Below are 24,738 nucleotides of genomic sequence, written 5' to 3'. Positions count from 1 at the left end.
CTAGCGATCAGCCTGCGAGAGCCGGGCGCGGACGACCTCGCCCAGGCGCGGGCGGCTGAGGAACCCGACCGCGATGCCGACCACGACCCCGATCACCGTCTCCACACCCCGGTCGGTCAGCAGCTCACTGGTCGGCACGGGGGCGACGAGGTGGACCATCATCAGCGCGAGGGGCGTCACGAACACCAAGGCGAGGGCGTAGTTGCGGCCGACGAGCAGCTCGGCCGCGGCCTGCAGCAGCGCGACGGCGACCACGAGGACGAGCCCGTCGATGTTCAGCTCGAGCAGTGCCCAGGCGAGGAGGAGCCCCAGCCCGGTCCCGACGACGCGGTGCAGGCCCCGGGTGAGCTGGGCCGAGAGGTCGCGAGCGACGAGCGGGACAACTGCAGAGACCATCGCCCAGTAGGGCCGGCCGATGCCGCTCGAGGTCGCGACCACGCCGGCGAGCAGGACGCCGGCGCCGGACTGCAGGGCGTAGCGCCACACGCCCTCGACCGCGCCACCGATGGGCGGGTTCGCCGCCAGCGACGGGCTCAGGGACGGCACCAGGCGGACGCGCCGCACGGCCGCCCCGACCGAGCCGACGAGGATGGAGAACAGCGCGGCGGCTGCCGAGACCAGGACCGCCGGCGCGAGGTTCGCGGTGGTGGCCGGCGCTGACGCGACCGCCGCGAAGCCGAAGACCTGGAAGAGCGAGCCGGGTGGATGCCAGCCGCGGCGCGCGGACTCGTACGACGCACCGACCGCCACCGCCGCCGCGACCGGGATCGCCAGCCACGCTCGATCCTCGTTCATCCCGACCAGGACGCCGAGCGTGATCACGGCGACCTGCGTGACAGCGGCCTCGATCTGGAGCGTCAGGCGAGCGCGGTCGACGCGCTCGCGCCCGTAGAGCGACGTGAACGCGCCGAAAGCCGCGTAGATCGACCACTCGAGATGGCCCGTGGCCCACAGCACCAGCAGCGGCACGAAGACCGAGACCGACGCGCGGAAGGCGATCCGGTGGGCACCCGCGTGAGGACCGAGGATCAGCAGTCGCCCGAGCAGTCCCACGCCTCCCAGTGTCCCAAACGGCGGCGACGGAAGCCGACGAGGCTCACCCGGATTCGCCGCGGGTGGGCTCAGGTCACTCCGGCACGCGTCGGTAGGCGCCGTCGGAGGCGGAGGTCGCCATGGACGCGTAGGCCCGCAGTGCCGCCGAGACGACCCGGTCGCGGTCGAGCGGCGTGTAGGGCTTGTCCCGCTTCTCCTGGGCGATCCGGCGCTGGTCGAGGACGTCGGCGTCGACGTCGAGCGAGATGGTCCGGTTCGGGATGTCGATCGAGATCTGGTCGCCGTCCTCGACGAGCGCGATCAGCCCACCGCCGGCCGCCTCCGGGGAGACGTGGCCGATGGACAGGCCGGACGTGCCGCCGGAGAAGCGGCCGTCGGTGATGAGGGCGCACTTCTGGCCGAGCCCGCGGCCCTTGAGGAACGACGTCGGGTAGAGCATCTCCTGCATGCCCGGACCGCCCTTGGGCCCCTCGTAGCGGATGACCACCACGTGGCCCGCCTCGACCTTCTTGGACAGGATGCCCGCGACGGCGTCGTCCTGGGACTCGAAGACGATCGCGGTGCCGGTGAAGGTCCAGATCTCCTCGGGCACGCCGGCGGTCTTGACCACGCAGCCGTCCTCGGCGAGGTTGCCGTGCAGGATCGCCAGGCCCCCGTCAGCCGAGTACGCGTGCTCGATGTCGCGGATGCAGCCCTCGGCGGCGTCGGTGTCGAGGGTGCTCCAGCGGTTCTCGGTGGAGAACGCCTCGGTGGTGCGCACGCCCCCCGGGGCGGCGTGGAACAGCTCGAGGGCCTCCGCGCTCGGGTTCTCCCCGCGAATGTCCCAGGTGCCCAGCCACTCCTCCACCGAGGCCGAGTGGACGGTGTGGACGTCGGTGTTGAGGGCACCGCCGCGACGCAACTCGCCTAGCAGGGCGGGGATGCCGCCGGCGCGGTGGACGTCCTCCATGTGGTACTTCGGGCTGTTCGGCGCGACCTTCGACAGGCACGGGACCCGGCGGGAGATGGCGTCGATGTCGGCGACGTGGAAGTCGAGCTCGGCCTCACGTGCGGCGGCGAGCAGGTGGAGGACGGTGTTGGTCGAGCCGCCCATCGCGACGTCGAGGGCGACGGCGTTCTCGAACGCGCTGCGGGTGGCGATGCTGCGCGGCAGCACGGAGTCGTCGTCGCCGTCGTAGTAGCGCTTGGCGAGGTCGACGACCAGGCGCCCGGCCTCCTCGAAGAGCGCACGACGCTTCGCGTGCGTGGCCAGCGTGGACCCGTTCCCGGGGAGGGAGAGGCCGATCGCCTCGGTGAGGCAGTTCATCGAGTTGGCGGTGAACATGCCCGAGCACGACCCGCAGGTCGGACACGCGGAGCGCTCGATGGTGTCGAGCAGCTCGTCGCTGACCGCGTCGTTGGCCGAGAGCGCCATCGCGTCGACCAGGTCGAGCTTCTCGTGCACGATGCCCTCGATCGCAACCGTCTTGCCGGCCTCCATGGGGCCGCCGGAGACGAAGACGACCGGGATGTTGAGCCGCAGGGCGGCCATCAGCATGCCGGGCGTGATCTTGTCGCAGTTGGAGATGCAGACGAGGGCGTCCGCGCAGTGCGCGTTGACCATGTACTCCACCGCGTCCGCGATCAGCTCACGGCTCGGCAGCGAGTAGAGCATGCCGCCGTGCCCCATCGCGATGCCGTCGTCGACGGCGATGGTGTTGAACTCCTTGGCGACGCCACCCGCGGCGACGACCTGCTCGGCGACGATCTTGCCGAGGTCACGCAGGTGCACGTGGCCTGGCACGAACTCGGTGAACGAGTTCGCGATCGCGATGATCGGCTTGCCGAAGTCGGAGTCGGTCATGCCGGTGGCACGCCACAGGGCGCGCGCACCGGCCATGTTGCGGCCCGACGTTGAGGTCGCTGAGCGCAGGGTGGGCATGGGTCAAGCCTAAGCCCCGCCCCGAGCCGGTGACTCAGACGCTCGCCGCGCGGACCACCAGGACGTCGGGCAGCTCGCCGATGATGCGCCTCCACGACTCTCCCGCGTCGTTCGACGCCCAGACCGCGCCGTTGCGCGCACCGACGTAGACCCCGGCGGGCGCCTGGTCGTCGACGCACATCGCGTCACGCATCACTCCGACGTACCAGCCCTCGGGCAGACCCTTGTCGAGGGCCTCCCAGGTCTCGCCGGCGTCCTTCGAGCGCCACACCCGTGCCTTCGCCTCGGGTGGGTAGCGGCTCTCGCCGGCGCCGATCGGGAAGGTGTAGATCGTGTCGGGCTCGTGCGGGTGCACGACCATCGCGAAGCCGAAGTCGGTCGGGAGCCCGTCGGCGATCGACTTCCACGTCGCCGCCTCGTCGTCGGAGCGGTAGACGCCGCCGTGGTTCTGCAGGTAGAGCCGCTCCGGGCGCGAGGGGTGCCGCGCGATCTTGTGCACGCACTGTCCGAACTCCGGGAACTGCATGCCCTCGGGCAGGAAGATCGCCCGGATGCCGTCGTTGCGCGGCTCCCAGGTCTCCCCGCCGTCGCGGGTCTGGTAGACGCCGCCGGTCGAGATCGCCGCCGTCACCGACAGCGGGTCGGTCGGGTGCGGCAGGATCGTGTGGAAGGCCTGCCCGCCGAAGCCCGCGTTCCACTCGGTCCGGTGCGGGTGGTCCCACAGCCCCCGCACCAGCTCGAAGGACCGGCCCCCGTCGGTCGAGCGGAAGATCGCCCCCGGCTCGGTGCCGGCCCAGATCGTGCCCGTGCCGCCGGATCCGGACGGCGTGCCCGGCGCCAGCTGCCAGACGCGGGCGACGCTCGCGTCGACGTCCTCGGGGAACTTCACCGACGTCTCGGTCCAGGTCTTCCCACCGTCGTCGCTGGCCCGCACCAGGGCGCCGAGCCAGAGCGAGGAGGCACCGGCCAGGATCCGGCCGGTGCCGGGCTCGATCATCGCGGAGTAGATCTCCTCCATGTCATGGTGCGGCCCGGTGAAGCTCCACTCCTCGCGGGCGTCGTCCGACGTCCCGATCCACAGGCCCTTGCGTGTCCCGACCAGCAGCTTCGTCGCCATGGGTTCACCATGCTCCCTTGCCCCACCGGTGCGCCAGACCAATACGCTGACGGTCATGGAGTCCGTGGACTGGAAGCGGTACGCCGCCGTGCTCTTCGACCTCGACGGCGTGATCACGCCGACCGCGGTCGTGCACATGGCCGCGTGGTCGGAGCTGTTCAACGGCTACCTGACCGAGCACCAGCCCGGCGAGGCGCCCTACACCGACGACGACTACTTCTCCTACGTCGACGGGAAGCCGCGCTACGACGGCGTGCGGGACTTCCTCGCGTCGCGGGGCATCACGCTGCCCGAGGGAACGTCGCAGGACCCGGGCACGGCGCTGACCGTGCGCGGCCTGGGCAACCGGAAGAACGACGCGTTCAACCACGTGCTCGATCGTGACGGCGTCGAGGCCTACCCGGGCTCGGTCGCACTGCTCGACCATCTGCGGGAGGTCGGCGTACCGCTGGCCGTCGTCTCCTCCTCGGCCAACGCCCGCCACGTGCTGCAGGCGGCAGGCCTGCTCGATCGGTTCGCAACCGTCGTCGACGGCAAGGTCGCCGACGAGCTGGGCCTGGCCGGCAAGCCGGCCCCCGACACCTTTCTCCACGCCGCCGAGGTCCTCGGCGCGCCGGCCTCCGACGCCGTCGTGCTCGAGGATGCCCTCTCGGGTGTGGCGGCCGGCGCGGCCGGACGCTTCGGCCTGGTCGTCGGCGTCGACCGGGGCGCCGGACCGACGGCGCTGACCAACGCGGGCGCCGATGTCGTCGTCTCCGATCTCCGCCATCTCGTCCCAGGAGGCCAGCCATGATGAACGTCACCGGAGTCGGGCCGGACCCGATGGACCACGGCCGGTTCCCGGTCGACCCCTGGCGGCTCGTCGAGACGGGCTACAACCCCGATGACCTGGGCCTGACCGAGACGCTCTTCGCCGTCGGCAACGGCTATCTCGGCATGCGCGGCAACCCCGAGGAGGGCAGGCCGACCTACGTCCACGGGACATTCGTCAACGGCTTCCACGAGACCTGGCCGATCCGGCACGCCGAGAACGCGTTCGGCTTCGCGCGCACCGGCCAGACCATCGTCAACGTCCCCGACGCCAAGGTCATGAAGATCTACGTCGACGACGAGCCGCTGACCTTCGGCACGGCCGACCTCGAGGAGTATGAGCGCAGCATCGACTTCCGTGACGGGATGCTGCGCCGCAGCCTCGTCTGGCGTACGCCGTCCGGCAAGCGGGTGCGGATCTCCTCGACCCGCATGGTCTCGATGACGCAGCGCCACCTCGCACTGCTGAGCCTCGAGGTGACGATGCTCAGCGGCGATGCCCCGGTCGTGATCTCGTCGCAGCTGCTCAACCGCCAGGACGGCAAGGACGAGTACCAGCAGCCCCAGCACAACGTCCCGGGGACGCTCGGCGTCGGCATCGACCCGCGGAAGGCGGCCGCGTTCGACGAGCGCGTGCTCCTGCCGCGGATGAGCTATGCGACCGAGGACCGGATGATGCTCGGCTACCAGGCCAACCGCTCCGGGATGACGCTGGCGGTCGCGGCCGACCACCGGATCAGCACCACCGACGCCTACGAGACCGTCGTGGGGGCCGACGACGACCGCGCCAAGATGGTCTTCCGGGTCGATGCCACCGAGGGCGCTCCGCTGAGGATCGAGAAGCTCGTCACCTACCACACCTCCCGCGGCGTACCTGTCCGCGAGCTCTCCGACCGGTGCGACCGCACGCTCGACCGCGCCCACCGCATGGGCGTCACGCGCCTGCACGAGGAGCAGCGCGAGTGGTTCGACGCCTTCTGGGCGGCGTGCGACGTCGAGGTCGGCGCCACGGACGGCGGGACCATGGCCACCGGAGCCCTGCAGCAGGCGATCCGGTTCAACCTGTTCAGCCTGGCGCAGGCGTCCGCGCGCGCGGACGGCCTCGGCGTGCCGGCGAAGGGCGTCACCGGGTCGGGCTACGAGGGCCACTACTTCTGGGACACCGAGGTCTACGTCGTCCCGTTCCTGACCTTCACCCAGCCGGCGCTCGCCCGCAACGTCCTGCACTTCCGCTCGGTGATGCTGCCAGCCGCCCGCGAGCGCGCCAAGGAGCTGGCCGGGAGCGGCGCGATGTTCCCCTGGCGCACCATCAACGGCGAGGAGGCGTCCGCCTACTACGCGGCCGGCTCCGCGCAGGTCCACATCGACGCCGACATCGCCTACGCGCTGAGCAAGTACGTCCAGGCGGTCGACGACCACGGGTTCCTCATCCGCGAGGGCATCGACATTCTCGTCGAGACCGCCCGGATGTGGGCCGACCTCGGCTTCTGGCGGCACAACGGCGTCCCGTCGTTCCACATCCACGGCGTCACCGGGCCCGACGAGTACACGACGGTCGTCAACAACAACCTCTTCACCAACGTGATGGCCCGCTACAACCTCGAGCAGGCCGTGGCCGCGGTCGAGCTGATCCGGCGCGAGCACCCGCACGAGTTCGAGCAGATCCGGGCGAGGCTGCGGTTGGAGGACGGCGAGGTCGAGGAGTGGGCCCGCTGCGGCAAGGGCATGCACATCCCCTTCGACGAGGGGCTCGGCATCCACCCGCAGGACGACTTCTTCCTCGAGCGCGAGGTGTGGGACCTGCCCAACACCCCGCCGGAGCTGCGGCCGCTGATGCTGCACTACCACCCGCTGGTGATCTACCGCTTCCAGGTGCTCAAGCAGGCCGACGTGGTTCTCGCCCTCTTCCTCCAGGGCGACCGGTTCAGCCTCGAGGAGAAGCGGGCGGACTTCGAGTACTACGACCCCATCACCACCGGTGACTCCACCCTGTCGGCGGTGGTCCAGTCGATCGTCGCCGCCGAGGTCGGCTACCACGAGGCTGCGCTGCGCTACTTCCACGACGCGCTCTACGTCGACCTCATGAACCTCCACGGGAACACCGTCGACGGAATGCACGTCGCCTCCACCGGAGGCGTCTGGTCGGCGCTCGTCTTCGGGTTCGGCGGGATGCGCGACCACGGCACGCTGGCCGACGGCGGATGCCTGTCCTTCGACCCGAGGCTGCCGGAGAGCTGGTCGTCCCTGACCTTCCGGGTCCGCTGGCGCGGCGCGCGCCTCGTCGTGGGTCTGACCGAGGAGCGGATCGCGATCACGATCGAGGAGGGGCCCGGGCCCGTCACGCTGGCCGTCCGTGGGACGACGTACGTCGTCGGGACCGACGCCCCCCTGGTCGTCGAGCTCGCCCACCACGGGCCGCGGGCTCCCGGCCACATGGACGACGCGCCGGTGCTCGGCGGCACCCGCCCCGACGGGTCCACGATCACCGCCGCCGTGCCCGAGCCAAGCCTCGGGCCGACGACGGAGGAGATCCAGATCCCCGTCTACCAGCCCGATCAGCTCTAGCGGCTACTTCTCGGCCACGGCCTTGAGGCGGGCGAGTCCCTTCTCGAAGTCGCGGCCGACCATCTTGTCCAGCGGCATCAGCCGCATGACGAGGCCGCGCACGCCGCCGACGTGCTCGCCGGTCATGGTCCAGGTGACGTCCGTGCCGCGCTCCTGGGCCGGCGTGAACACCAGCGAAACCTTGTTGTCCGCCTGCCAGGGCGCGGTGAAGACCAGGCGTACGTCGACCCGGTCCGGGGCGACACCCGTGATCTCCATCGATCCCGAGCCGGCGCGGCGGTTGCCCTTCCAGAGGTAGCGCGCTCCGACGCCCGACTCCGGACCCTCATAGGTGCGCTGCAGGTCCGGGTCGAGGTCCTCCCACGGCGACCAGGCACGCCACTGGTGGAAGTCGTCGATGAGCTCGTGGAGGCGCTCCTGCGGGGCGTCGATCACGAGCGAGCGGGTGATGGCGAACGGCGATCCCATGGCCGCACTCTGTCACGACTGCGACCCGGAGGCGTGGACCTTCTAGGCTGCGAGCGATGTCCACGAGCCGCTTTCCCGTCCTGCTGGTCCTCATCGGCATCGCATCGGTCCAGTTCGGCGCCGGGCTCGCCAAGACACTGTTCGACGAGGTCTCCCCCACGACGATCGTCTGGCTCCGGCTCTTCACCAGCGCGGTCGTGCTCCTGGCGGTGGTCCGCCCGTCGCTGCGGGGGCGGACCAGCCACGACTGGGCGGTCGTCGTCGGATTCGGGCTCTCCTTGGCGACCATGAACTGGGCGATCTACCAGGCCTTCGCTCGGATCCCCCTCGGCATCGCCGTCACGATCGAGTTCGTCGGACCGTTGGCGCTGGCCGTCTTCGGGTCCCACCGCGCTCGCGACCTGGTCTGGATCGGGCTGGCTGCGCTCGGCGTGCTCCTCCTGGGCTTCCAGCGGACCGACCTGACCGTCGCCGGGGTCGGGTTCGCGCTGCTGGCGGGTGCCGCCTGGGCGGCGTACATCCTGCTCAGCGCGCAGACCGGTCGGCACTGGGAGGGCCTCGAGGGGCTCGCCGTCGCCAGCGGGGTGGCCCTGCTGATGCTGAGCCCGCTGGCGATCGGGCTGCACAGCGACGACCTGGGCTCCGGCCACATCTGGGTGATCGGCGCAGCGGTCGGTGTCCTCTCCTCGGTCATCCCGTATTCGTGCGAGCTCGTCGCGCTGCGCTCGTTGCCGCCGTCGGTCTTCGGGGTGCTCATGAGTCTGGAGCCCGCCGCGGCAGCGCTCGCCGGGTGGCTGGTGGTGGGTGAGACACTCAGCGCCGTGCAGTGGCTCGCGCTGCTCTGCGTCGTGGTCGCGAGCATCGGGATGACCCGTTCGGCACGTCAGCCCGTGCCGGTCCTGGACTGAGATTCACACAAAGGTCATCTTCCGGTGACGACAGATGTGCTCGAGGCGCCTAAGTTAGACACAGGTTCTTCCTCCCCACCTCGGAGCCGCTCATGACGTTGTCCCGGTTCTCCATGGTTCTGCTTCCGCGGACGCCGATGCCGCTCGCTGCGGCTGCGCGTCACTGGTCGACCTCGTCGCAGACGCGAGCTCGACGCAACGCCATGGTCGCCCTCACTTCGCTCGCCCAACGGCGCGCCGAGCGCGAGGACGCCGACGCCTACCTGGAGGCCGCGGTCCAGCGCCGCACCGACCTGCCCCTTCCTCAGCCTCGGTCCGCGGGGAGCTCGTGACCTGACGGGCTGGCTGTCTCGACACTCGCCGTCACGCTCGCCCGACGCGCGGCGCGGCGCAGCGGCGTGAGGACGGCGCCACCGAGCAGCAGGATCGCGACGGCCGTCGTGATCGCCCGCACGGTGTCATAGCTCGTGGTGGACGTGATGAGGGTGTACTTCACGAACACGACCAGGTTCTCCCCCAGGCTCGCCGCCGGGTCGAAGGCCAGCTGCTCGTGGTGGCCCGGGATCGCGACGCCCGCGAGCATGGGCCAGCCCTGCAGGTTGAGCAGCAGCCCGTAGAGGTAGGAGACGACGACGCCGTACGCCGCCAGCAGCGCCAGCTCCGCCCTGCCCCGCGCCGGCGGCAGCAGCCCCGCGCCCAGGCCGATCCAGGCGGAGCAGAGCATCTGGTAGGGCAGCCAGGGACCGACCCCCGCGGTGACCAGCGCGCTGACGAAGAGGCTGGTGCAGCCGAGCACGAAGCCGAACGCCGGACCGTAGACCCGTCCGGCCAGGATGATGAGGAAGAAGACCAGCTCGACACCGCCGGTCCCCGCCGAGACGCCCCGCAGGACCGCATCGATGGCGGTCAGCACCCCGAGGATCGCAAGGACCCGCGGGTCGAGGCCGCCCTCGGCGAGCTCGGCGAGCACCACCGCGACGACCACCGGCAGCAGCGCCAGGAAGACGAACGGCGGCTGGACCTGCGTGCTGCGCGGGTCGTGGAGCAGCAGCGGCCACACGAGGGTGATCAGCCCGACCACGCTCGCCACGCCGAGGATCAGCCCCGACCGGGCGGTCATCCGGATCACGAGGGTGACCTCCTCCCCGAGGCAGTGGAGGACGCAGCAGCGGAGGACGCGGCAGACGGCCCGGTGGAGGACGCACGAGCGGCTCCATCGGCGGCGCCATCCGCGGCCCCGTCCGCGGCGGACAGGGCAGCGACGACCTCGTCGACCCGCAGCCACGGCGGGCCGAGCACCTTCGTGACCTGAGGGGCGAACGACGGCGACTCAGCGACGACGCGGCGCACCGGCCCCGCTGAGACGACCTCACCCTCCGCCAGGACGACGACGTCGTCGGCGACCTGCGCGGTGAACTCCACGTCGTGGGTGGCGACCAGGACGGTCCTGCCGGCTGCGGCCTGGTCTCGCAGGAGGTGGGCGAGATGGCGCTTCGCGGCGTAGTCCAGTCCCCGCGTCGGCTCGTCCAGCAACAGCACCGGCGGATCGGCGGCCAGGACGAGGCTCAGTGCGAGGCCCAGCCGCTGCCCCTCGGAGAGGTCGCGCGGGTGGCGGTCGCCCGGGATGCCGGGCACGAGACGGTCGAGGATCGCCCTCGTCCGAGGTCCGCCAGCACGGCACTCGTCGTCGACGGACTCGAGGTAGAGCAGGTCGGCCGCCGTCTGCGGCAGCATCCCGACCATGGCGCGTCGATCAGCGTCGGCAATCCGGGCCGGGTCCGTCCCGCCGACCGTCACCATGCCGCCTGAGCGTCGCTGGCCCCCCTGGAGGGCCCAGAGCAACGTCGACTTGCCGGCTCCGTTGCGGCCCATCAGCGCGGTGACGGTGCCCGGAGCCAGGCTCAGCGACACACCGGCCAGCACCGCCCGCTCGCCGCGCTGGACGACGAGCTTCTCGACACGGGTCTCGATACGCTCGCTGGCGCTCTCTACTCGACCGGCGAGGATTGGACGCTCGCTGGCGCTCGCTACTCGACCTCCGGGATCGCTGGCGCTCGCTACTCGACCATCGGATGTTCCGCTGGTCGAGTAGCCGGAGCCGCCAGGCGAAGGCGTATCGAGACCCGACCGCTGCAGGCCCAACCCCCGAGCCCGGCGACGGGCCTCGCGGACGGTGAGCGGCAGCGGCGACCACCCGGCGGCGCGGCCGAGCTCGACGAGGGGAGGTACGACGGGCGAGTCGGCGAGCACCTCCGCCGGCTCCCCCACCTCGACGGACCCATCGCCGACCAGCAGCGCGATCCGGTCGGCGAACGGCACGACCCGCTCGAGCCGGTGCTCGGCCAGCAGCACGCTGACGCCGAGGTCGTGGACGAGCCGGGTGAGCGTGGCGAGCACGTCCTCGGCGGCGGTGGGGTCCAGCGCGCTGGTGGGCTCGTCGAGCACGAGGAGCCGGGGATGCATCGTGAGCACTGAGCCGATCGCGACCCTCTGCTGCTGTCCGCCGGACAGCGTGCGCAGGTCGCGGTCGCGCAGGTCGGCGATGCCGAGCAGGTCGAGGGTCTCCTCGACGCGGCGGCGCATGGTGGCCGGCGGCAGGCCGAGCTGCTCCATCCCGTAGGCCAGCTCCTCCTCGACGGTGTCGGTGACGAAGCCGGCGGCGGGGTCCTGGCCGACGTACCCGATGGAGGCCGCGCGCTCGCGCGGCGGCGTCCGAACGATGGAGGTGCCGTCGAGCAGGACGTCACCCGAGAGGGCACCGCCGCTGAAGCGCGGCACCAGCCCCGCCACGACGCCGAGCAGCGTCGACTTGCCCGATCCGGTCGGTCCGGAGATCACGAGGAGCTCGCCGTCGTCCACGGCCAGGTCCACGCCCGCCAGGACCGGCTGCGCCCGCTCGGGAAGGGTCACCGTGATGCCACGCAGCTCCAGCAGGGGCGGGTTCATGCGGCCACCTCGACCTCGCGAGCTGACGGGCGGGCCGGCGTACGGTCGACCGGGAGCCGGGGCGTCGGAGCCAACACAGCAGGCGCCAGGGCGACGAGCACGCCGACGAGCGCGGCGACGCTGACCTGCGGAGAGGCGCCGAGGTCGGGGTTGGTGATGGCGTACTGGTGCTGGGCGACCCACGAGCCCACGCCGCCGACGACGATGCCGGTCAGCGCGACTGCGGTCTCCGGCCAGCGCCACGGGTCGGGCCGGTAGGTCGTGCGCCCCACGCGCCGTCCCGCGGACGCCATGCCGGCGACGCAGACCCCCACGCCCACGGCCAGCACCACGGCGCCCCGGCTGACCGGCCCCCACGAGCCGCCGAGGAAGGTCTGGTCGAGGAGGGCGTACGCGCCGATGCACACCCCGATGAGGCCGATGATCATGAGGGAGCCCGTGAGACGGCGCTGTGCCGCGGTGGCGTCACCCGCGCGGCCGTAGCCGCGCGTGTCCATGCCCGCAGCGAGGGTGAGCGAGCGCTCCAGGGCGTCCTCGAGCACGGGGACGACGAAGCGGCGCAGACGGCGCACGCCGCGCGACCGCTCACCGACCTCGGCGCGCAGGCGCTGAGCACGGCGGACCCGCTGGACACTCTCGGCCAGCTGCGGCAGGACGCTGACGGCGACGACGACGGCGGTGCCCACCTCGTAGAGCGCGGCCGGCATGCTGCGCAGGAGCCGCTTGGGGTTGGCGAGGGAGTTGGCCGCGCCGACGCAGATGACGATCGTCGCGAGCCGGAGCCCGTCGTAGAGGCCAGCGAGGACCGACTCCCGCGTCACCGGCCCCAGGAGCGTGATGCCGAGGACCCAACCCGGCAGCGGGATCTGCGGGAGGTGCACGATCACGGTGCCGCCGACCGCCCCACCCAGCAGGATCCGGAAGACCACGCGGATGGCGACGATGACCGCCCCGGCGATGAGGTAGATCCGGAACGAGCCGGCCCACGGCTGGTCGGAGCGCCTGGCGCTGACCACCACCGCTGCGGCGCCGATCAGCATCAGCAGCAGCCAGGGGTTGGTGGTCTGGGAGGCGTACGCCGCCAGCCCGATCGCCCACAGCCACCAAGCGACCGGGTGCAGATCGCGGGCGATCCTCGTCATCGGGCGGTCATCACAGGGTCATCGCAGAGTCATCGCCGGCTCATCGCGCCCGTCTGGCCCAGGCGATCCCACCGGCCGCGGCCGCCAGCACCGCGATGAGCACGGGCGGGACCCAACCGGGCATGCCACCACTGCTCTCGCTCGACGCCGGCGTGATGGCCGCCTCCGTCGTCGGGCTCATCGATGCGCTCGGGGTCGGGTCGGCGCTCGTCGTCGCGACCGCGATGGCCGAGCTCGATGCGGGTGACGGCGACGACTTCGGCCCGGGCTTGCGCGATGGGCTGGCCGACGGCGCGGTCGTCGTCGCACTCGCGCTCGGGGTCGTGGGGCCCTTCGGTGCGACGCTGCTGGTCGCGCGGGTGGCTGGCGCCTTCGAGGGCCGTGGCGTGCGGGTGTTGCTCGGCTTCGGCTTCGGCGCGGTCGAGGCCGATCGCGTCGGGGTCGAGCATGAGCCGGTCTGACCGGGCTTGCGCGGCGTGCCGCTGCACTGCCAGGCGAGCGCGACGGAGTCGCCGGCGCCGACGGCCTGCGAGTAGACGCCCTGTGAGGCGTAGACCCAGCCCTTGCCGTTGTCGACGAAGAAGCCCCAATAGGACGTCGTCGTGAAGCAGCTGCCCTGCGACGGCTTGCCGTTGACCTTGCAGACGACCCCCGGCTGTCCGGTCAGCCGACCGAGGGAGACGCCGGCGCTGGTGAACGCCTTGTCGGCGGTCGATCCGGTGCCGCACCCGGCCGCCGTGCCGCCACCGAGCGCGCCGTAGTCGACGACGACGCTGACCTGCTCCGCCGAGCACGACGCTGCCTGAGCCGGTGCGGAGGGCAATGCCAGCGTGGCCGCCGCGGTGATCATCACCGCGGCGACCAGCTTGGCCATCGTGCTCAGCGGGGCCATCGTCAGCAGCCGCGGAGGAAGCGCAGCGCCGGGCCGGCCTGCGCCGTGGCGCGACGCCACTGGTCCTGGGACGTGGTGGTGATCCCGGCGGCTCGAGCGGCGGCGAGGGCGGTGGCGTCGTACGCGATCGCGCCGTGCTCGTGCGCGAGCTTGTCCGTGGCGTTCTTGCTCGTCACCTGCAGGCGCTTGACCCAGGAGGCCGCCTTGCGGGCCTGCTTGCAGGCGCCGACCTCACCGAGAGCCCAGCCGGCAAGCCCGGTGCTGTTCGCGTTGGGGGTGGCCGTCGTCGGGCCACCGATGAAGGACCCGTCGTGGCGCTGGTGACGCTTGAGCCAACGCGTGGCCTTCGCGATCGAGGCCCGGACCCCGGCCGAGGGGTGCTTGATGCTGTGCAGGCTCAGCAGGGCCAGCGAGGTGGTGTCGGGGTCGGGCGCACTGCCGACGACGTCTCCGGGGACGCACTTCTGCGACGAGGACGAGGCGGCCGAGAAGGTGAGCCGGAAGTAGCCCGCCGAGCACTGCTGGGCGAGCAGGAACCGCACGACGATGCGCGCTCGCGGCGAGCCGGCGTCGGAGAGTGCCCGTGCCGCGAGCGCCTGCCCGACGGTGTTGGCGTAGTCTGCCGAACCCGCGTCATGGATCCGCCCCTTGGCCGGGCCGGACGTGATGACCCGAGCGTTCAGACGCTTGATCAGGTTGACGCCCCCGAACGAACGAGGGTTGCCGCCCAGCGTCTTGGCCGTGACCGCCGCCTTGGCGACGGACCCCGCGAACACGTCGCTGCTGGCGCCGTAGTCGACGCCCGTCGTCCAGCTGTTCACGTGCGCGGCGAGCGTCCGCCGCGTCTTCGTGAGCGCCTTCTTGTGACCACCGATGGCCTTGAGCGCGACAGCCGTGTCGGCCGTGAGCCCGTAGTCGTCGAAGTCGTACTGGCTGTTGTGCACGACGCCGGTCGAGATCTGTCGAGCAAGCCAGGAGCCGGCCTGCGCGGAGGGCGTCGCCGCCATCGAAGGCGAGGAGAGAGCCGGGATCATGAGCAGTCCACCGGTGAGGGCGGCGGCTGATCGGAGGAGGAGTCGCATGGTTTCCTTCCCGCTGCACCAGCGGGAGGGCCTCGCGAGCACACCCGCTGTTGTCCGCGACAGCGTGGTTGTCAGGACGCGTCGCGGCGGGTGGTCCGACTCGCCCCTGGGCAGGGGCACACGGTTGCGGGTCAGTGCCGGACTCTCACCGGCTTCCCCCACGCGCGGGCGTGATGAATGTGGAGATGTAGCGGCCGAAGCCTAACCCCGCAGTCAGTCCCAGACCCAACCCGCCCTCTCAGCCCTTGGCCTCGCGGGGATCGCGGGGATCGCGGACGGACACGGCCGGCGTGCCCTCGTCGCGCAGCTCGAAGAGCTCCGTCGCGGCCAGCAGCTTCGTCAGCGTCGCGTAGCCGTAGTTGCGCCAGTCGAGCGAGGACTGGTTGCGGATCTTCTGGCCGACCTTCGACACCGCCGCCCACCCGTCCTCCTCGGCGGCTCCGCGGATGGCGCTGCGCAGCAGCCGGACGAGGCCGGAGTTGCCCTTGAGGTCGCCGCTGGGGACCCTGGCGCGCCCGTCGGAGGTCGGTTCGGCGTCGGCGCTCCGGTTCTCGTCGGCGTCCACCTCGGACTCGTCCTCACCGAGCCGGTCGACCACGGTGAACCGGGTGCAGGCGCTCTGGAACGGCGCCGGCGTGTTCGCGCGGCCGTAGCCGTAGACGGCGCGGCCCTTCTCTCGCAGGTAGTGGACGAGCGGGGTGAAGTCGGAGTCGCTCGACATGATCGCGAAGGCGTCCGGTGAGGCCGCGTGGAGCAGCTCGACCGCGTCGATGGCCAGCGCCATGTCGGAGGCGTTCTTGTGGGTGGTCAGGTCGAACTGCTGCATCGGACGGATCGCGGCCCCGTGCAGCTCCTCCACCCACCGCTTCAGGTTGGGCTTGGTCCAGTTGCCGTACGCACGGCGGATGTTGCACTCGCCGTACTCGGCGAGGTCGTTGAGGATCGAGTCGATCTTCGAGGCATCCGCGTTGTCCGCGTCGATGAGCAACGCGATCCTGAACGGCTCCGCCACGTCAGGAGAGCTTCTCGAGGATCAGCTCGCGCACCCGGCCGGCGTCGGCCTGGCCACGCATCTCCTTCATGACCGCACCGATGAGCGCACCTGCTGCGGCGACCTTGCCGTCCCGGATCTTGTCCGCGACATCGGGGTTGGCGGCGATGGCGTTGTCGACCGCGGCCGACAGGGCGCCGTCGTCGGAGACCACGGCGAGCCCGCGGGCGGCGACGATTTCGGCGGGCGAGCCCTCGCCGGCGTACAGGCCCTCGAAGACCTGGCGCGCCAGCTTGTCGTTGACCGTGCCGGCCTCGACGAGCTTCTGCACCTCGGCGACCTGCGCCGGCGTCACCCCGACGTCGGTCAGCTCGACGCCCACGTCGTTGGCACGGCGGGCGAGCTCGGAGAGCCACCACTTGCGGGCGGCCTGTGGCGCCGCTCCGGCGGCGACGGTCTCCTCGATGAGCGCGAGCGCTCCGGCCGCGGCCGCGTCGCGCATCTCCAGGTCGGAGAAGCCCCACTCGGTCTGCAGCCGGGCCCGGCGCTCGGCCGGCGGCTCGGGCAGCGTGCCGCGCAGCTCCTCGACCCACTCGCGCGACGGTGCGATCGGCACCAGGTCGGGCTCGGGGAAGTAGCGGTAGTCCTCCGCATCCGACTTCTCGCGGCCGGGCGACGTCGTGCCGGTGTCCTCGTGGAAGTGGCGGGTCTCTTGCAGCACCTTCCGGCCATCGAGGAGTACGCCGGCGTGGCGGCTCATCTCGAAGCGGACCGCCCGCTCGACCGAGCGCAGCGAGTTGACGTTCTTCGTCTCGGTGCGGGTGCCGAGCACCTCGGAGCCCTTCGGCGCCAGCGACAGGTTCACGTCGCAGCGCATCGAGCCCTGCTCCATCCGGGCGTCCGAGACCCCGAGCGCGAGGATCAGCTCGCGCAGCGCGGCGACGTAGGCACGAGCGACCAGAGGCGCCTTGGCGCCGGTGCCGGTGATCGGCTTGGTGACGATCTCGATGAGGGGGATGCCGGCTCGGTTGTAGTCGACGAGCGAGTGGTCGGCGCCGTGGATGCGGCCGGTCGCTCCACCGATGTGGGTGGTCTTGCCGGTGTCCTCCTCCATGTGCGCCCGCTCGATGCCGATGCGGAACGTCTCCCCCTCGACCTCCACGTCCATGTAGCCGTCGAACGCGATCGGCTCGTCGTACTGCGAGGTCTGGAAGTTCTTCGGCATGTCCGGGTAGAAGTAGTTCTTCCGGGCGAAGCGACACCACTCGGCGATCGAGCAGTTGAGCGCGAGGCCGATGCGGATGGCGGACTCGACGGCCTTGCGGTTGACCACCGGCATCGCACCGGGCAGCCCGAGGCACGTGGGGCAGACCTGGCTGTTCGGCTCGGCGCCGAACTCCGTCGGGCAGCCGCAGAACATCTTCGTCGCCGTGTTGAGCTCGACGTGGACCTCGAGGCCCAGCGCCGGGTCGAAGTCCTCGAGGACCTCGTCGAACCCAATGAGCGTGTCGGTCACTGCTTCTCCTCGTTGGTCGAGTAGCCCGAGCCGCTAGACCTCTCGTTGGTCGAGTAGCCCGAGCCGCTAGACCTCTCGTTGGTCGAGTAGCCCGAGCCGCTAGGCGAGGGCGTATCGAGACCCGGCATATCGAGACCCGTTGGCGTCAGCGGGGCACCCCACTGCTGGATGAGCGCGGACTCGAGGGCGGCTCCGACTTGGTAGAGCCGCGCGTCCTCGAGCACGGGCGCGAGGATCTGGAAGCCGACCGGCAGGCCGTCCTCCGGGGCCAGGCCGGCGGGCACCGAGATGCCCGGGACGCCGGCCAGGTTGGCGGGGATGGTCGCGAGGTCGTTGAGGTACATCGCGATCGGGTCGTCGAGCTTCTCGCCGAGCTTGAAGGCGGTCGTCGGCGCGGTGGGGCTGACGAGCACGTCGACGTCGGCGTACGCGCGGTTGAAGTCCTCGATGATGAGCGTGCGGATCTTCTGCGCCTGCCCGTAGTAGGCGTCGTAGTAGCCCGACGAGAGCGCGTAGGTGCCCAGGATGATCCGGCGCTTGACCTCGTCGCCGAAGCCGGCGTCGCGGGTCGCCTTCATGACGTCCTCGGCGCTCGGGTCTCCGGGAGGAGTGACGCGCAGGCCGTAGCGCATCGCGTCGAACTTGGCGAGGTTGCTCGAGGCCTCAGCCGGCAGGATCAGGTAGTAGGCCGCCAGCGCGTGCACGAAGCTCGGCGTCGACACTTCGACGACCTCGGCGCCCAGCTTGGTGAGCAGGTCCACGGCCTCGGCGAAGCGCTGCATCACGCCGGGCTGCCAGCCGTCGCCGGAGAGCTCCTTGATGACGCCGACCTTGAGGCCGGCCAGGTCGCCTGCGGCGCCCTGACGGGCCGCCTCGACGAGGCCGGTCACCTTGCCACCTGACTCAGGCAGCGTCGCGGACGTCGAGTCGAGCGGGTCGTGGCCGCCGATCAGCTCGTGCAGCAGCGCGCTGTCGAGCACCGTGCGAGCCACGGGACCGACCTGGTCGAGGCTGTTGGCCAGAGCGACGAGGCCGTAGCGGGAGACAGAGCCGTACGTCGGCTTCACGCCGACCGTGCCCGTGACAGCGCCCGGCTGGCGGATCGAGCCGCCAGTGTCGGTGCCGAGCGCCAGCGGCGCCTCGAACGCGGCCACCGCGGCCGCCGAGCCACCGCCCGAGCCACCCGGGATCCGGTCGAGGTCCCACGGGTTGCGGGTCGGGCCGTATGCCGAGTGCTCCGTGGAGGAGCCCATCGCGAACTCGTCCATGTTGGTCTTGCCCAGGATCGGCAGGCCGGCCGCCTTGAGCCGGGCGACGACGGTGGCGTCGTACGGCGGGATCCAGCCGTCGAGGATCTTCGAGCCACACGTCGTGGGCAGGCCGGTCGTGGTGAGCACGTCCTTGACCGCGATCGGCACGCCGTCGAGCGCGTGGAGGGGCGCACCGGCGGCACGGCGCTCGTCGGAGGCCTTGGCCTGGGCGAGCGCGCCCTCGGCGTCGACATGGAGGAAGGCGTGCACACCGTCGTTGCCGGTGTCGACGGCGGCGATGCGGTCCAGATGAGCCTGGGTCAGCTCGACGCTGGTGACCTCGCGGGCGGCGAGGGCGTCGGCCAGCTCGGCTGCGGTCCGGTGGAGGAGGTCGCTCACTGCTCGTCCCCCAGGATCCGCGGCACCGAGAAGCGCTGCTCCTCGACCTCCGGCGCGCCGGCCAGTGCCTGCTCAGGCGTCAGGCACGGCCGAATGACGTCATCACGGAAGACGTTGGTCAGCGGCAGCGGGTGCGACGTGGGCACGACGTCGTCTCCGGCGACGCCCTGGATGGAGGCGACCGCCTCGAGGATCACGTTGAGCTGCGGGGCGAGGTGGTCGAGCTCCGCGTCGTCGAGGTCGATCCGGGCGAGGTCGGCCAGGTGGGCGACCTCGTCACGGCTGATCTCGATGTGCCCGCTCGCGCCGCGCGGGCTGCTCGATCCAGGGGTCTCAGGCATGGGCGTCAGTCTAGGTGTCGGCGCGGGGCGCGCTCACGCGCGGTCTCCCGGGCGCTGGACTCCCCTCGGCGGCCAGCCGACGCGACGCGGCGCCGGGGAGGCGGGACCCGTCACGCTGGCGGGCCCCGCGGGTGGGGGTCAGTTGTTCGGCGCGGCCGACGAGACCGAGCCGACCAGCTCGCTCACGTCGTCGTCGGGCAGGCTCATCGCCAGGTCGGCGAGCGTCACCATGCCCACCAGGCTGTGCCTGTCGAGGACGGGCAGCCGGCGGACGTCGGCGTTCATCATCGTCCGCAGCGCCTCCTCGACGCTGTCGTCGGCGTCGACGGTGATCGCGTGCCCTTGCGCGAGGTCCCCGGCGCGATGGTCGGCGGGACTCTCGCCCGCTGCGACGCACTTCACCACGATGTCGCGGTCGGTGATCATGCCCTGCAGGCGGCCGTCCTCGCCGCAGACGGGCATCGCCCCGATGTCGAGCATGCGCATCCGTCGCGCCACGTCGACGAGGGTCTCGGTTGCCGCTGCGCAAGCGGCGCCACGCGTCATGATGTCCCGAGCGGTGACCATGGTCGATCACTCCCTTCCGACCGGCTCTTCTCACCGGCCTTCGCGTGGAGCCCCGGTAACCGTCTTCGGGGAATCGCTCACCCCACGGCGCTGGGGCCGCCCTCCAGGAGGGTGACGAAGCCCCCCTCGTCGAGGACCGGCACGCCCAGCTCCTCGGCCTTGTCGGCCTTGGAGCCCGCGTTCTCCCCGACGACGACGAAGTCGGTCTTCTTCGACACAGACCCGGCGGCCTTGCCGCCGCGGCTGATGATCGCCTCCTTCGCGGAGTCGCGCGAGAAGCCGGTCAGCGAGCCCGTGACGACGATCGTCAGCCCCTCGAGCGTGCGCGGCACGGACTCGTCGCGCTCGTCGGCCATGGTCACGCCGGCAGCCGCCCATCTGTCGACGATGTCGCGGTGCCAGTCGACCCCGAACCACTCGATGACCGCGTCGGCGATCGTGGGCCCGACGCCCTCGGCTGCCGCGAGCTCCTCCCGCGAGGCGGAGCGGATCCGTTCCAGCGACCCGAACTCCGTCGCGAGGGCCCGCGCCGCGGTGGGCCCGACGTGCCGGATCGACAGGGCGACCAGCACGCGCCACAACGGCACCTGCTTGCGCTCTGCGAGGTTGGCGAGCAGCTTCTCCGCGTTCGCGGTCAGCTGTGGCCCCTCCTCCCCCTTCTTGGGAGCACGCGTGAACAGCGGTGCGCGAGCAAGGCGCTCGGCGTCGAGGTCGAACACCTCGCCCTCGTTCTCCAGGGCGCCTGCCTCCAGCAGCGCGGAGGCGGCCTCCGAGCCGAGCCCCTCGATGTCGAACGCACCCCTGCTCGCCACGTGGGACACCCGCTCGAGCACCTGGGCCGGACACGCCCGGTGGTTCGGGCAGCGCAGGTCCTTGTCGCCCTCCTTCTGCTGGGCCAGCGTCGTGCCGCACGAGGGGCACTCGGTCGGCATGACCCACTCGGCGAGCCCTTCGGGGCGAAGCGGGAGGACCGGACCGACGATCTCGGGGATGACGTCCCCCGCCTTGCGCAGGATCACCGTGTCGCCGGGACGCACGTCCTTGCGCTTGACCTCGTGGGCGTTGTGGAGGGTGGCCCGCTCGACGGTCGAGCCGGCCACCCGGGTCGGCTCCATGACGCCGAAGGGTGTCACCCGTCCGGTGCGGCCGACGTTGACCGCGATGGAGAGGAGCTTGGCGTTGACCTCCTCCGGCGGGTACTTGAACGCGATCGCCCACCGTGGCGCCCGTGACGTCGAGCCGAGTCGCCGCTGGAGGGCCACGTCGTCGACCTTGATGACGACGCCGTCGATCTCGTGCTCGGTCACGTCGTGGCGATGCTCGCCGTAGTAGGAGATGAACTCCTCGACGTCGGCGAGCGTCGGCACGACTCGCACCCGCTCGCTCGTGGGGAGGCCCCAGGCCCGCAGGGCGTCGTACGCCCCCGACTGGGCGGTGGGCTCGAACCCGCGCCGCGCGCCGATGCCGTGGCAGACCATGCCCAGCTCGCGGGTCGCGGTGACCCGCGGGTCCTTCTGCCGGAGGGATCCGGCCGCCGAGTTGCGCGGGTTGGCGAACATCGGCTTGCCGGCGTCGACCAGCGAGGCGTTGAGGCGCTCGAAGGCGGCCGGGGACAAGAAGACCTCGCCGCGCACCTCGACGAGCTCCGGCACCGGGAACTCGTTGGTGCCTGTCAGGCGGTGGGGCACCGAGGCGATCGTCTTGACGTTGGGCGTGACGTCCTCGCCGGTCCGGCCGTCGCCGCGCGTCAGCGCCCGGACAAGACGACCCTTCTCGTAGAGCAGGTTGATCGCCAGCCCGTCGACCTTGAGCTCGCAGAGCAGCGCCGCGTCACCGGCACCGTCTCGCGCGATCCGCTGGTGCCAGGAGGCAAGCTCGTCGAAGGAGAAGGCGTTGTCGAGACTCTCCATCCGCTCCAGGTGATCGACCGCGGTGAACTCGGTCGACACGGCCCCGCCGACCTTCTGGGTCGGGCTGTCGGGCGTGCGGAGCTCGGGATAGGACGCCTCGAGCGCCTCGAGCGCCCGCATCCGCTGGTCGAAGTCGGCGTCGGACAGGGTGGGGTCGTCGAGCACGTAGTAGCGCCAACGCGCCTGCTCGATCTCCTCCGACAGCAGGCGGTGCTGCTCGCGCGCGTCGGAGGGCGCGGCGGCCATCTCGGCAGCGGGCTCGGCGACTGACTCCGTCATGGAGTCCATCTTGCCGGGTGCCACCGACGTTCTCGCCGCGCCCTCCACAGCGCCGCGCGGGTCAGGCGGTCCAGACCACTGCGGAGAAAATTCGGTTGCAGGGAATGAAACGACGTCGTACCGTCTTGACCGGGAAGTGAAACGAAACTGTTTCGTTTCGAGAAGGCGAACGTCAGGAGGACGGCGATGAACCTCGCCCGCGCACTGGGGAAGAACAGGCCCCGCGTCGAGGGCGACCGCGAGCTCGAGATCCTCGAGGCAGCCCTCGCGATCCTGGCCGAGGCCGGCTACGACCGGCTGACGATGGATGCCGTCGCCACTCGGGCGAAGGCCTCGAAGGCCACGCTCTACCGACGCTGGTCGAGCAAGGCCAACCTGGTGATCGACGCGCTGGCCCACAGCAAAGGTCCGCACGAGTTCCCCGACACCGGCAGCCTGAGGGGCGACCTCCAGGCGACGTTCTGCGGCATGGGCGGGCTGACCGACCCGGACGCGGTCGCCGTGTTCAGCAGCGTCATGACCGCCATCGGCCGCGACCCGGAGTTCGCCGAGCAGTTCCGGGCCCGCTTCCTCGCCGAGAAGCTCGAGGGCTCGCGCTCCATCTGGGCACGCGCCCAGGCTCGCGGCGAGCTGCGGGACGACGTCGACCTCGACATCCTCGAGCCGGCTCTCGCCGGCATCGTCCTCCACCGCGTCTTCGTGCTCGGGCAGCTGCCCGACGAGGACCTGATCACGCGGGTGATCGACCAGATCATCCTCCCCGCGGCGCTCCGTCAGGAGACCGTCGCCGGCACCGACCGTCTCTGAACGAAGGACTGACCGACTCCATGTCATCCACCACCCAAGCCGACCCGCCGGTCCAGGAAGCGGGCTCCCACCGCCACCTCGGCTGGGCGCTCGTCCTCATCTGCATCGCCCAGCTGATGGTCGTGCTCGACGCCACGATCGCGAACATCGCGCTCCCCTTCATCCAGAAGGACCTCGACTTCTCGGCCAGCAACCTGACCTGGGTCGTCACTGGCTACTCGCTGACCTTCGGCGGCCTGCTGCTCCTCGGTGGTCGCCTGGGCGACCTCTACGGGCGGCGCCGGATCTTCATCACGGGCCTCCTGGTGTTCGCCGTCGCCTCGCTCGTCGGCGGTCTGGCCGGCTCCGAGGCGATGCTGCTGGTCTCGCGTGCCTTCCAGGGCGCGGGCGCGGCGCTCGCCGCACCGTCGGCGCTGGCCCTCATCACCACCACCTTCCCGGCCGGCCCGGCCCGCAACCGAGCCTTCGCCGTGTACGCCGCCATGTCAGGCGTGGGCGCCGCCGTCGGGCTGATCCTCGGCGGCTGGCTGACGGGCCTGGACGGCGTGTTCGGCATTGCGATCGAGGGCTGGCGGCTCACCTTCCTCATCAACGTCCCGATCGGCATCCTGGCCGCCCTGGCGGCCCGCCCCCTGCTGGCCGAGTCCGAGCGCCACACCGGCGAGCTCGACGTCCCCGGCGCGATCACCGGCACCGCAGGCCTGCTGGCCATCGTCTATGGACTGACCCGCGCCTCGAGCCACGGCTGGACCTCCGGCACGACCCTGGCCTTCCTCATCGGCGGCGTGGTGCTGCTCGGCGTCTTCGCCCTCATCGAGACGCGCGTCGAGCACCCGCTGCTGCCGTTCCGGATCTTCGCCAGCCGGACCCGGGCGTCGTCCTTCGTCGCGATGATGCTGCTGCCGGCGGCCATGTTCGCGATGTTCTTCTACCTGAGCCAGTACATCCAGCTCGTGAAGGGCTACACGCCCCTGCACACCGGCGTCGCGTTCCTGCCGTTCTGCGTCGGCATGGTCTTCGCCGCCGGCCTCGCCTCCAACCTGGTGAACCGGATCGACCCGCGCTACCTCGCCGGCATCGGCACCCTTCTCGCCGCGATCGCCCTGTTCGGCTTCTCCCGGATCCCGTCCGACGTGACGCTGCCGATCCACGCCTCCGCGGCCGGCTACTGGACCCACGTCTTCCCGTGGATCACGCTGATGGCGATCGGCATGGGGCTGACCTTCGTGCCGGTGACGCTGACAGCCGTCCACCACCTTCGCCCCGAGGACGCGGGCATCGGGTCCGGCGTACTGAACACGATGCAGCAGGTCGGTGGCGCGCTCGGCCTCGCGATCCTCTCGACCGTCGCCACTCACGTCATGACCAGCGACGCCGCGTCGCTCCAGAAGGCGGCCGCGGCGGCCGGCGGGGCTCGCCCCCCGGCTGACCTGATGGCCACGATCCAGCACCAGATCTTCGCCCACGGCGCGACCACCGCCTTCCTGGTCGGCTCGGTGATGGCGCTGGTCGGGTCGGCGATCATCTGGGCGTTCCTCGACGTCAAGCACGAAGAGCTGGCCACCGACGCCCCCGAGGGCGTCCACGTCGGCTGAGCCGTCCGGCTACCGGGCTCCCCATGGCCGCAGGTCGTGTCTCGGGGCTCCGCGAGCGCAGAACGCTCCCAAGCGCGCCTCCGGTCCTCGGACCGGGGGCGCGCTGGCGTCTGCATGCTCAGCAACTGGTCTCAAGCGGCACCGCGAACGCGCTCCGGCGCGCCCGTTCAGACCAGTTC

The 24,738-nt window shown here is 71.3% G+C and carries 21 protein-coding genes and 1 riboswitch; of the genes, 6 read left to right on the top strand and 15 right to left on the bottom strand.

The window, feature by feature from the left end; translation table 11 throughout:
- The 3 genes from ACYQ1K_RS10535 to ACYQ1K_RS10525 all read right to left on the bottom strand — a co-directional run bounded on the left by ACYQ1K_RS10535 (window position 1) and on the right by ACYQ1K_RS10525 (window position 4,091).
- Window positions 1-1,053, bottom strand: a complete 1,053-nt coding sequence (locus ACYQ1K_RS10535; protein WP_459982927.1) for an FUSC family protein — start codon at window positions 1,051-1,053, stop codon at window positions 1-3.
- 73 nt (window positions 1,054-1,126) lie between these two features.
- Window positions 1,127-2,974 carry a dihydroxy-acid dehydratase gene (ilvD, locus tag ACYQ1K_RS10530; protein WP_459982926.1) on the bottom strand — a complete coding sequence of 616 codons (1,848 nt, stop codon included), beginning with the start codon at window positions 2,972-2,974 and terminating at the stop codon, window positions 1,127-1,129.
- A 34-nt stretch (window positions 2,975-3,008) separates the two neighbouring features.
- Window positions 3,009-4,091 carry a WD40/YVTN/BNR-like repeat-containing protein gene (locus ACYQ1K_RS10525; protein ID WP_459982925.1) on the bottom strand — a complete coding sequence of 361 codons (1,083 nt, stop codon included), beginning with the start codon at window positions 4,089-4,091 and terminating at the stop codon, window positions 3,009-3,011.
- A 55-nt stretch (window positions 4,092-4,146) separates the two neighbouring features.
- On the opposite strand from ACYQ1K_RS10525, the gene ACYQ1K_RS10520 reads away from it, so the two are divergent.
- Window positions 4,147-4,884, top strand: a complete 738-nt coding sequence (locus ACYQ1K_RS10520; RefSeq protein ID WP_459982924.1) for an HAD family hydrolase — start codon at window positions 4,147-4,149, stop codon at window positions 4,882-4,884.
- Window positions 4,881-7,466: a glycoside hydrolase family 65 protein gene (locus ACYQ1K_RS10515; RefSeq protein WP_459982923.1), complete on the top strand. Its 2,586-nt coding sequence runs from the start codon at window positions 4,881-4,883 to the stop codon at window positions 7,464-7,466. The genes ACYQ1K_RS10520 and ACYQ1K_RS10515 overlap by 4 nt, the downstream gene beginning before the upstream one ends.
- Before the next feature lie 3 nt (window positions 7,467-7,469).
- On the opposite strand, the gene ACYQ1K_RS10510 is transcribed toward ACYQ1K_RS10515, so the two are convergent.
- On the bottom strand, window positions 7,470-7,934 hold the full coding sequence (locus ACYQ1K_RS10510; RefSeq protein WP_459982922.1) for an SRPBCC family protein: 465 nt from the start codon (window positions 7,932-7,934) through the stop codon (window positions 7,470-7,472).
- A 56-nt stretch (window positions 7,935-7,990) separates the two neighbouring features.
- Here ACYQ1K_RS10510 and ACYQ1K_RS10505 point away from each other — a divergent pair, with 56 nt between their 5' ends.
- Together ACYQ1K_RS10505 and ACYQ1K_RS10500 are read left to right on the top strand one after the other, a co-directional pair.
- On the top strand, window positions 7,991-8,842 hold the full coding sequence (locus tag ACYQ1K_RS10505; RefSeq protein WP_459982921.1) for an EamA family transporter: 852 nt from the start codon (window positions 7,991-7,993) through the stop codon (window positions 8,840-8,842).
- 92 nt (window positions 8,843-8,934) lie between these two features.
- On the top strand, window positions 8,935-9,174 hold the full coding sequence (locus ACYQ1K_RS10500) for a hypothetical protein (RefSeq protein ID WP_459982920.1): 240 nt from the start codon (window positions 8,935-8,937) through the stop codon (window positions 9,172-9,174).
- On the opposite strand, the gene ACYQ1K_RS10495 is transcribed toward ACYQ1K_RS10500, so the two are convergent.
- From ACYQ1K_RS10495 to ligA, 11 genes are all read right to left on the bottom strand, one after another.
- Window positions 9,147-9,962, bottom strand: a complete 816-nt coding sequence (locus ACYQ1K_RS10495; protein WP_459983025.1) for an ECF transporter S component — start codon at window positions 9,960-9,962, stop codon at window positions 9,147-9,149. The two genes, ACYQ1K_RS10500 and ACYQ1K_RS10495, sit on opposite strands and share 28 nt — an antisense overlap.
- Window positions 9,963-9,967: 5 nt before the next feature.
- Complete coding sequence (locus ACYQ1K_RS10490) at window positions 9,968-11,788, bottom strand: ABC transporter ATP-binding protein (RefSeq protein WP_459982919.1); 1,821 nt, start codon at window positions 11,786-11,788, stop codon at window positions 9,968-9,970.
- Window positions 11,785-12,930, bottom strand: coding sequence for an energy-coupling factor transporter transmembrane component T family protein (locus tag ACYQ1K_RS10485; RefSeq protein ID WP_459982918.1), 1,146 nt, complete (start codon window positions 12,928-12,930; stop codon window positions 11,785-11,787). Before ACYQ1K_RS10485 ends, ACYQ1K_RS10490 begins: the two co-directional genes overlap by 4 nt.
- A 40-nt stretch (window positions 12,931-12,970) precedes the next feature.
- Window positions 12,971-13,822 (bottom strand): hypothetical protein, encoded by an 852-nt coding sequence (locus ACYQ1K_RS10480; protein WP_459982917.1) that lies wholly within the window; start codon window positions 13,820-13,822, stop codon window positions 12,971-12,973.
- Window positions 13,823-13,824: 2 nt separating this feature from the next.
- The gene (locus tag ACYQ1K_RS10475) at window positions 13,825-14,904 is read right to left on the bottom strand and encodes a hypothetical protein (RefSeq protein WP_459982916.1); all 1,080 of its coding nucleotides are present in this window, start codon (window positions 14,902-14,904) and stop codon (window positions 13,825-13,827) included.
- 68 nt (window positions 14,905-14,972) lie between these two features.
- A riboswitch (cobalamin riboswitch) is annotated at window positions 14,973-15,118 on the bottom strand.
- 24 nt (window positions 15,119-15,142) lie between these two features.
- A complete protein-coding gene (locus ACYQ1K_RS10470) occupies window positions 15,143-15,916 on the bottom strand; it encodes an NYN domain-containing protein (RefSeq protein ID WP_459982915.1) in 774 nt (257 codons plus the stop codon).
- A gap of 1 nt (window position 15,917) precedes the next feature.
- Window positions 15,918-17,411 carry an Asp-tRNA(Asn)/Glu-tRNA(Gln) amidotransferase subunit GatB gene (gene gatB / locus ACYQ1K_RS10465; RefSeq protein ID WP_459982914.1) on the bottom strand — a complete coding sequence of 498 codons (1,494 nt, stop codon included), beginning with the start codon at window positions 17,409-17,411 and terminating at the stop codon, window positions 15,918-15,920.
- Window positions 17,408-19,060 carry an Asp-tRNA(Asn)/Glu-tRNA(Gln) amidotransferase subunit GatA gene (gene gatA / locus ACYQ1K_RS10460; protein WP_459982912.1) on the bottom strand — a complete coding sequence of 551 codons (1,653 nt, stop codon included), beginning with the start codon at window positions 19,058-19,060 and terminating at the stop codon, window positions 17,408-17,410. Before gatA ends, gatB begins: the two co-directional genes overlap by 4 nt.
- Window positions 19,057-19,401: an Asp-tRNA(Asn)/Glu-tRNA(Gln) amidotransferase subunit GatC gene (gatC, locus tag ACYQ1K_RS10455; RefSeq protein WP_459982910.1), complete on the bottom strand. Its 345-nt coding sequence runs from the start codon at window positions 19,399-19,401 to the stop codon at window positions 19,057-19,059. The genes gatA and gatC overlap by 4 nt, the downstream gene beginning before the upstream one ends.
- 138 nt (window positions 19,402-19,539) lie before the next feature.
- Entirely contained in the window at window positions 19,540-19,968 is a 429-nt protein-coding gene (locus ACYQ1K_RS10450) for a CBS domain-containing protein (RefSeq protein WP_459982908.1), read from the bottom strand.
- A 77-nt stretch (window positions 19,969-20,045) separates the two neighbouring features.
- A complete protein-coding gene (gene ligA / locus ACYQ1K_RS10445; protein ID WP_459983024.1) occupies window positions 20,046-22,166 on the bottom strand; it encodes an NAD-dependent DNA ligase LigA in 2,121 nt (706 codons plus the stop codon).
- 177 nt (window positions 22,167-22,343) lie between these two features.
- Between ligA and ACYQ1K_RS10440 the strand changes: the two genes are divergently transcribed.
- The gene (locus ACYQ1K_RS10440; protein WP_459982906.1) at window positions 22,344-22,964 is read left to right on the top strand and encodes a TetR/AcrR family transcriptional regulator; all 621 of its coding nucleotides are present in this window, start codon (window positions 22,344-22,346) and stop codon (window positions 22,962-22,964) included.
- Between the two features lie 20 nt (window positions 22,965-22,984).
- Complete coding sequence (locus tag ACYQ1K_RS10435) at window positions 22,985-24,559, top strand: MFS transporter (protein ID WP_459982904.1); 1,575 nt, start codon at window positions 22,985-22,987, stop codon at window positions 24,557-24,559.
- Window positions 24,560-24,738 lie beyond the last annotated feature (179 nt).

This window comes from Nocardioides sp. AN3, from assembly GCF_054653495.1.
Note: the sequence above shows the minus strand (reverse complement) of the source record. Positions and strands in the feature narration are given on the sequence as shown.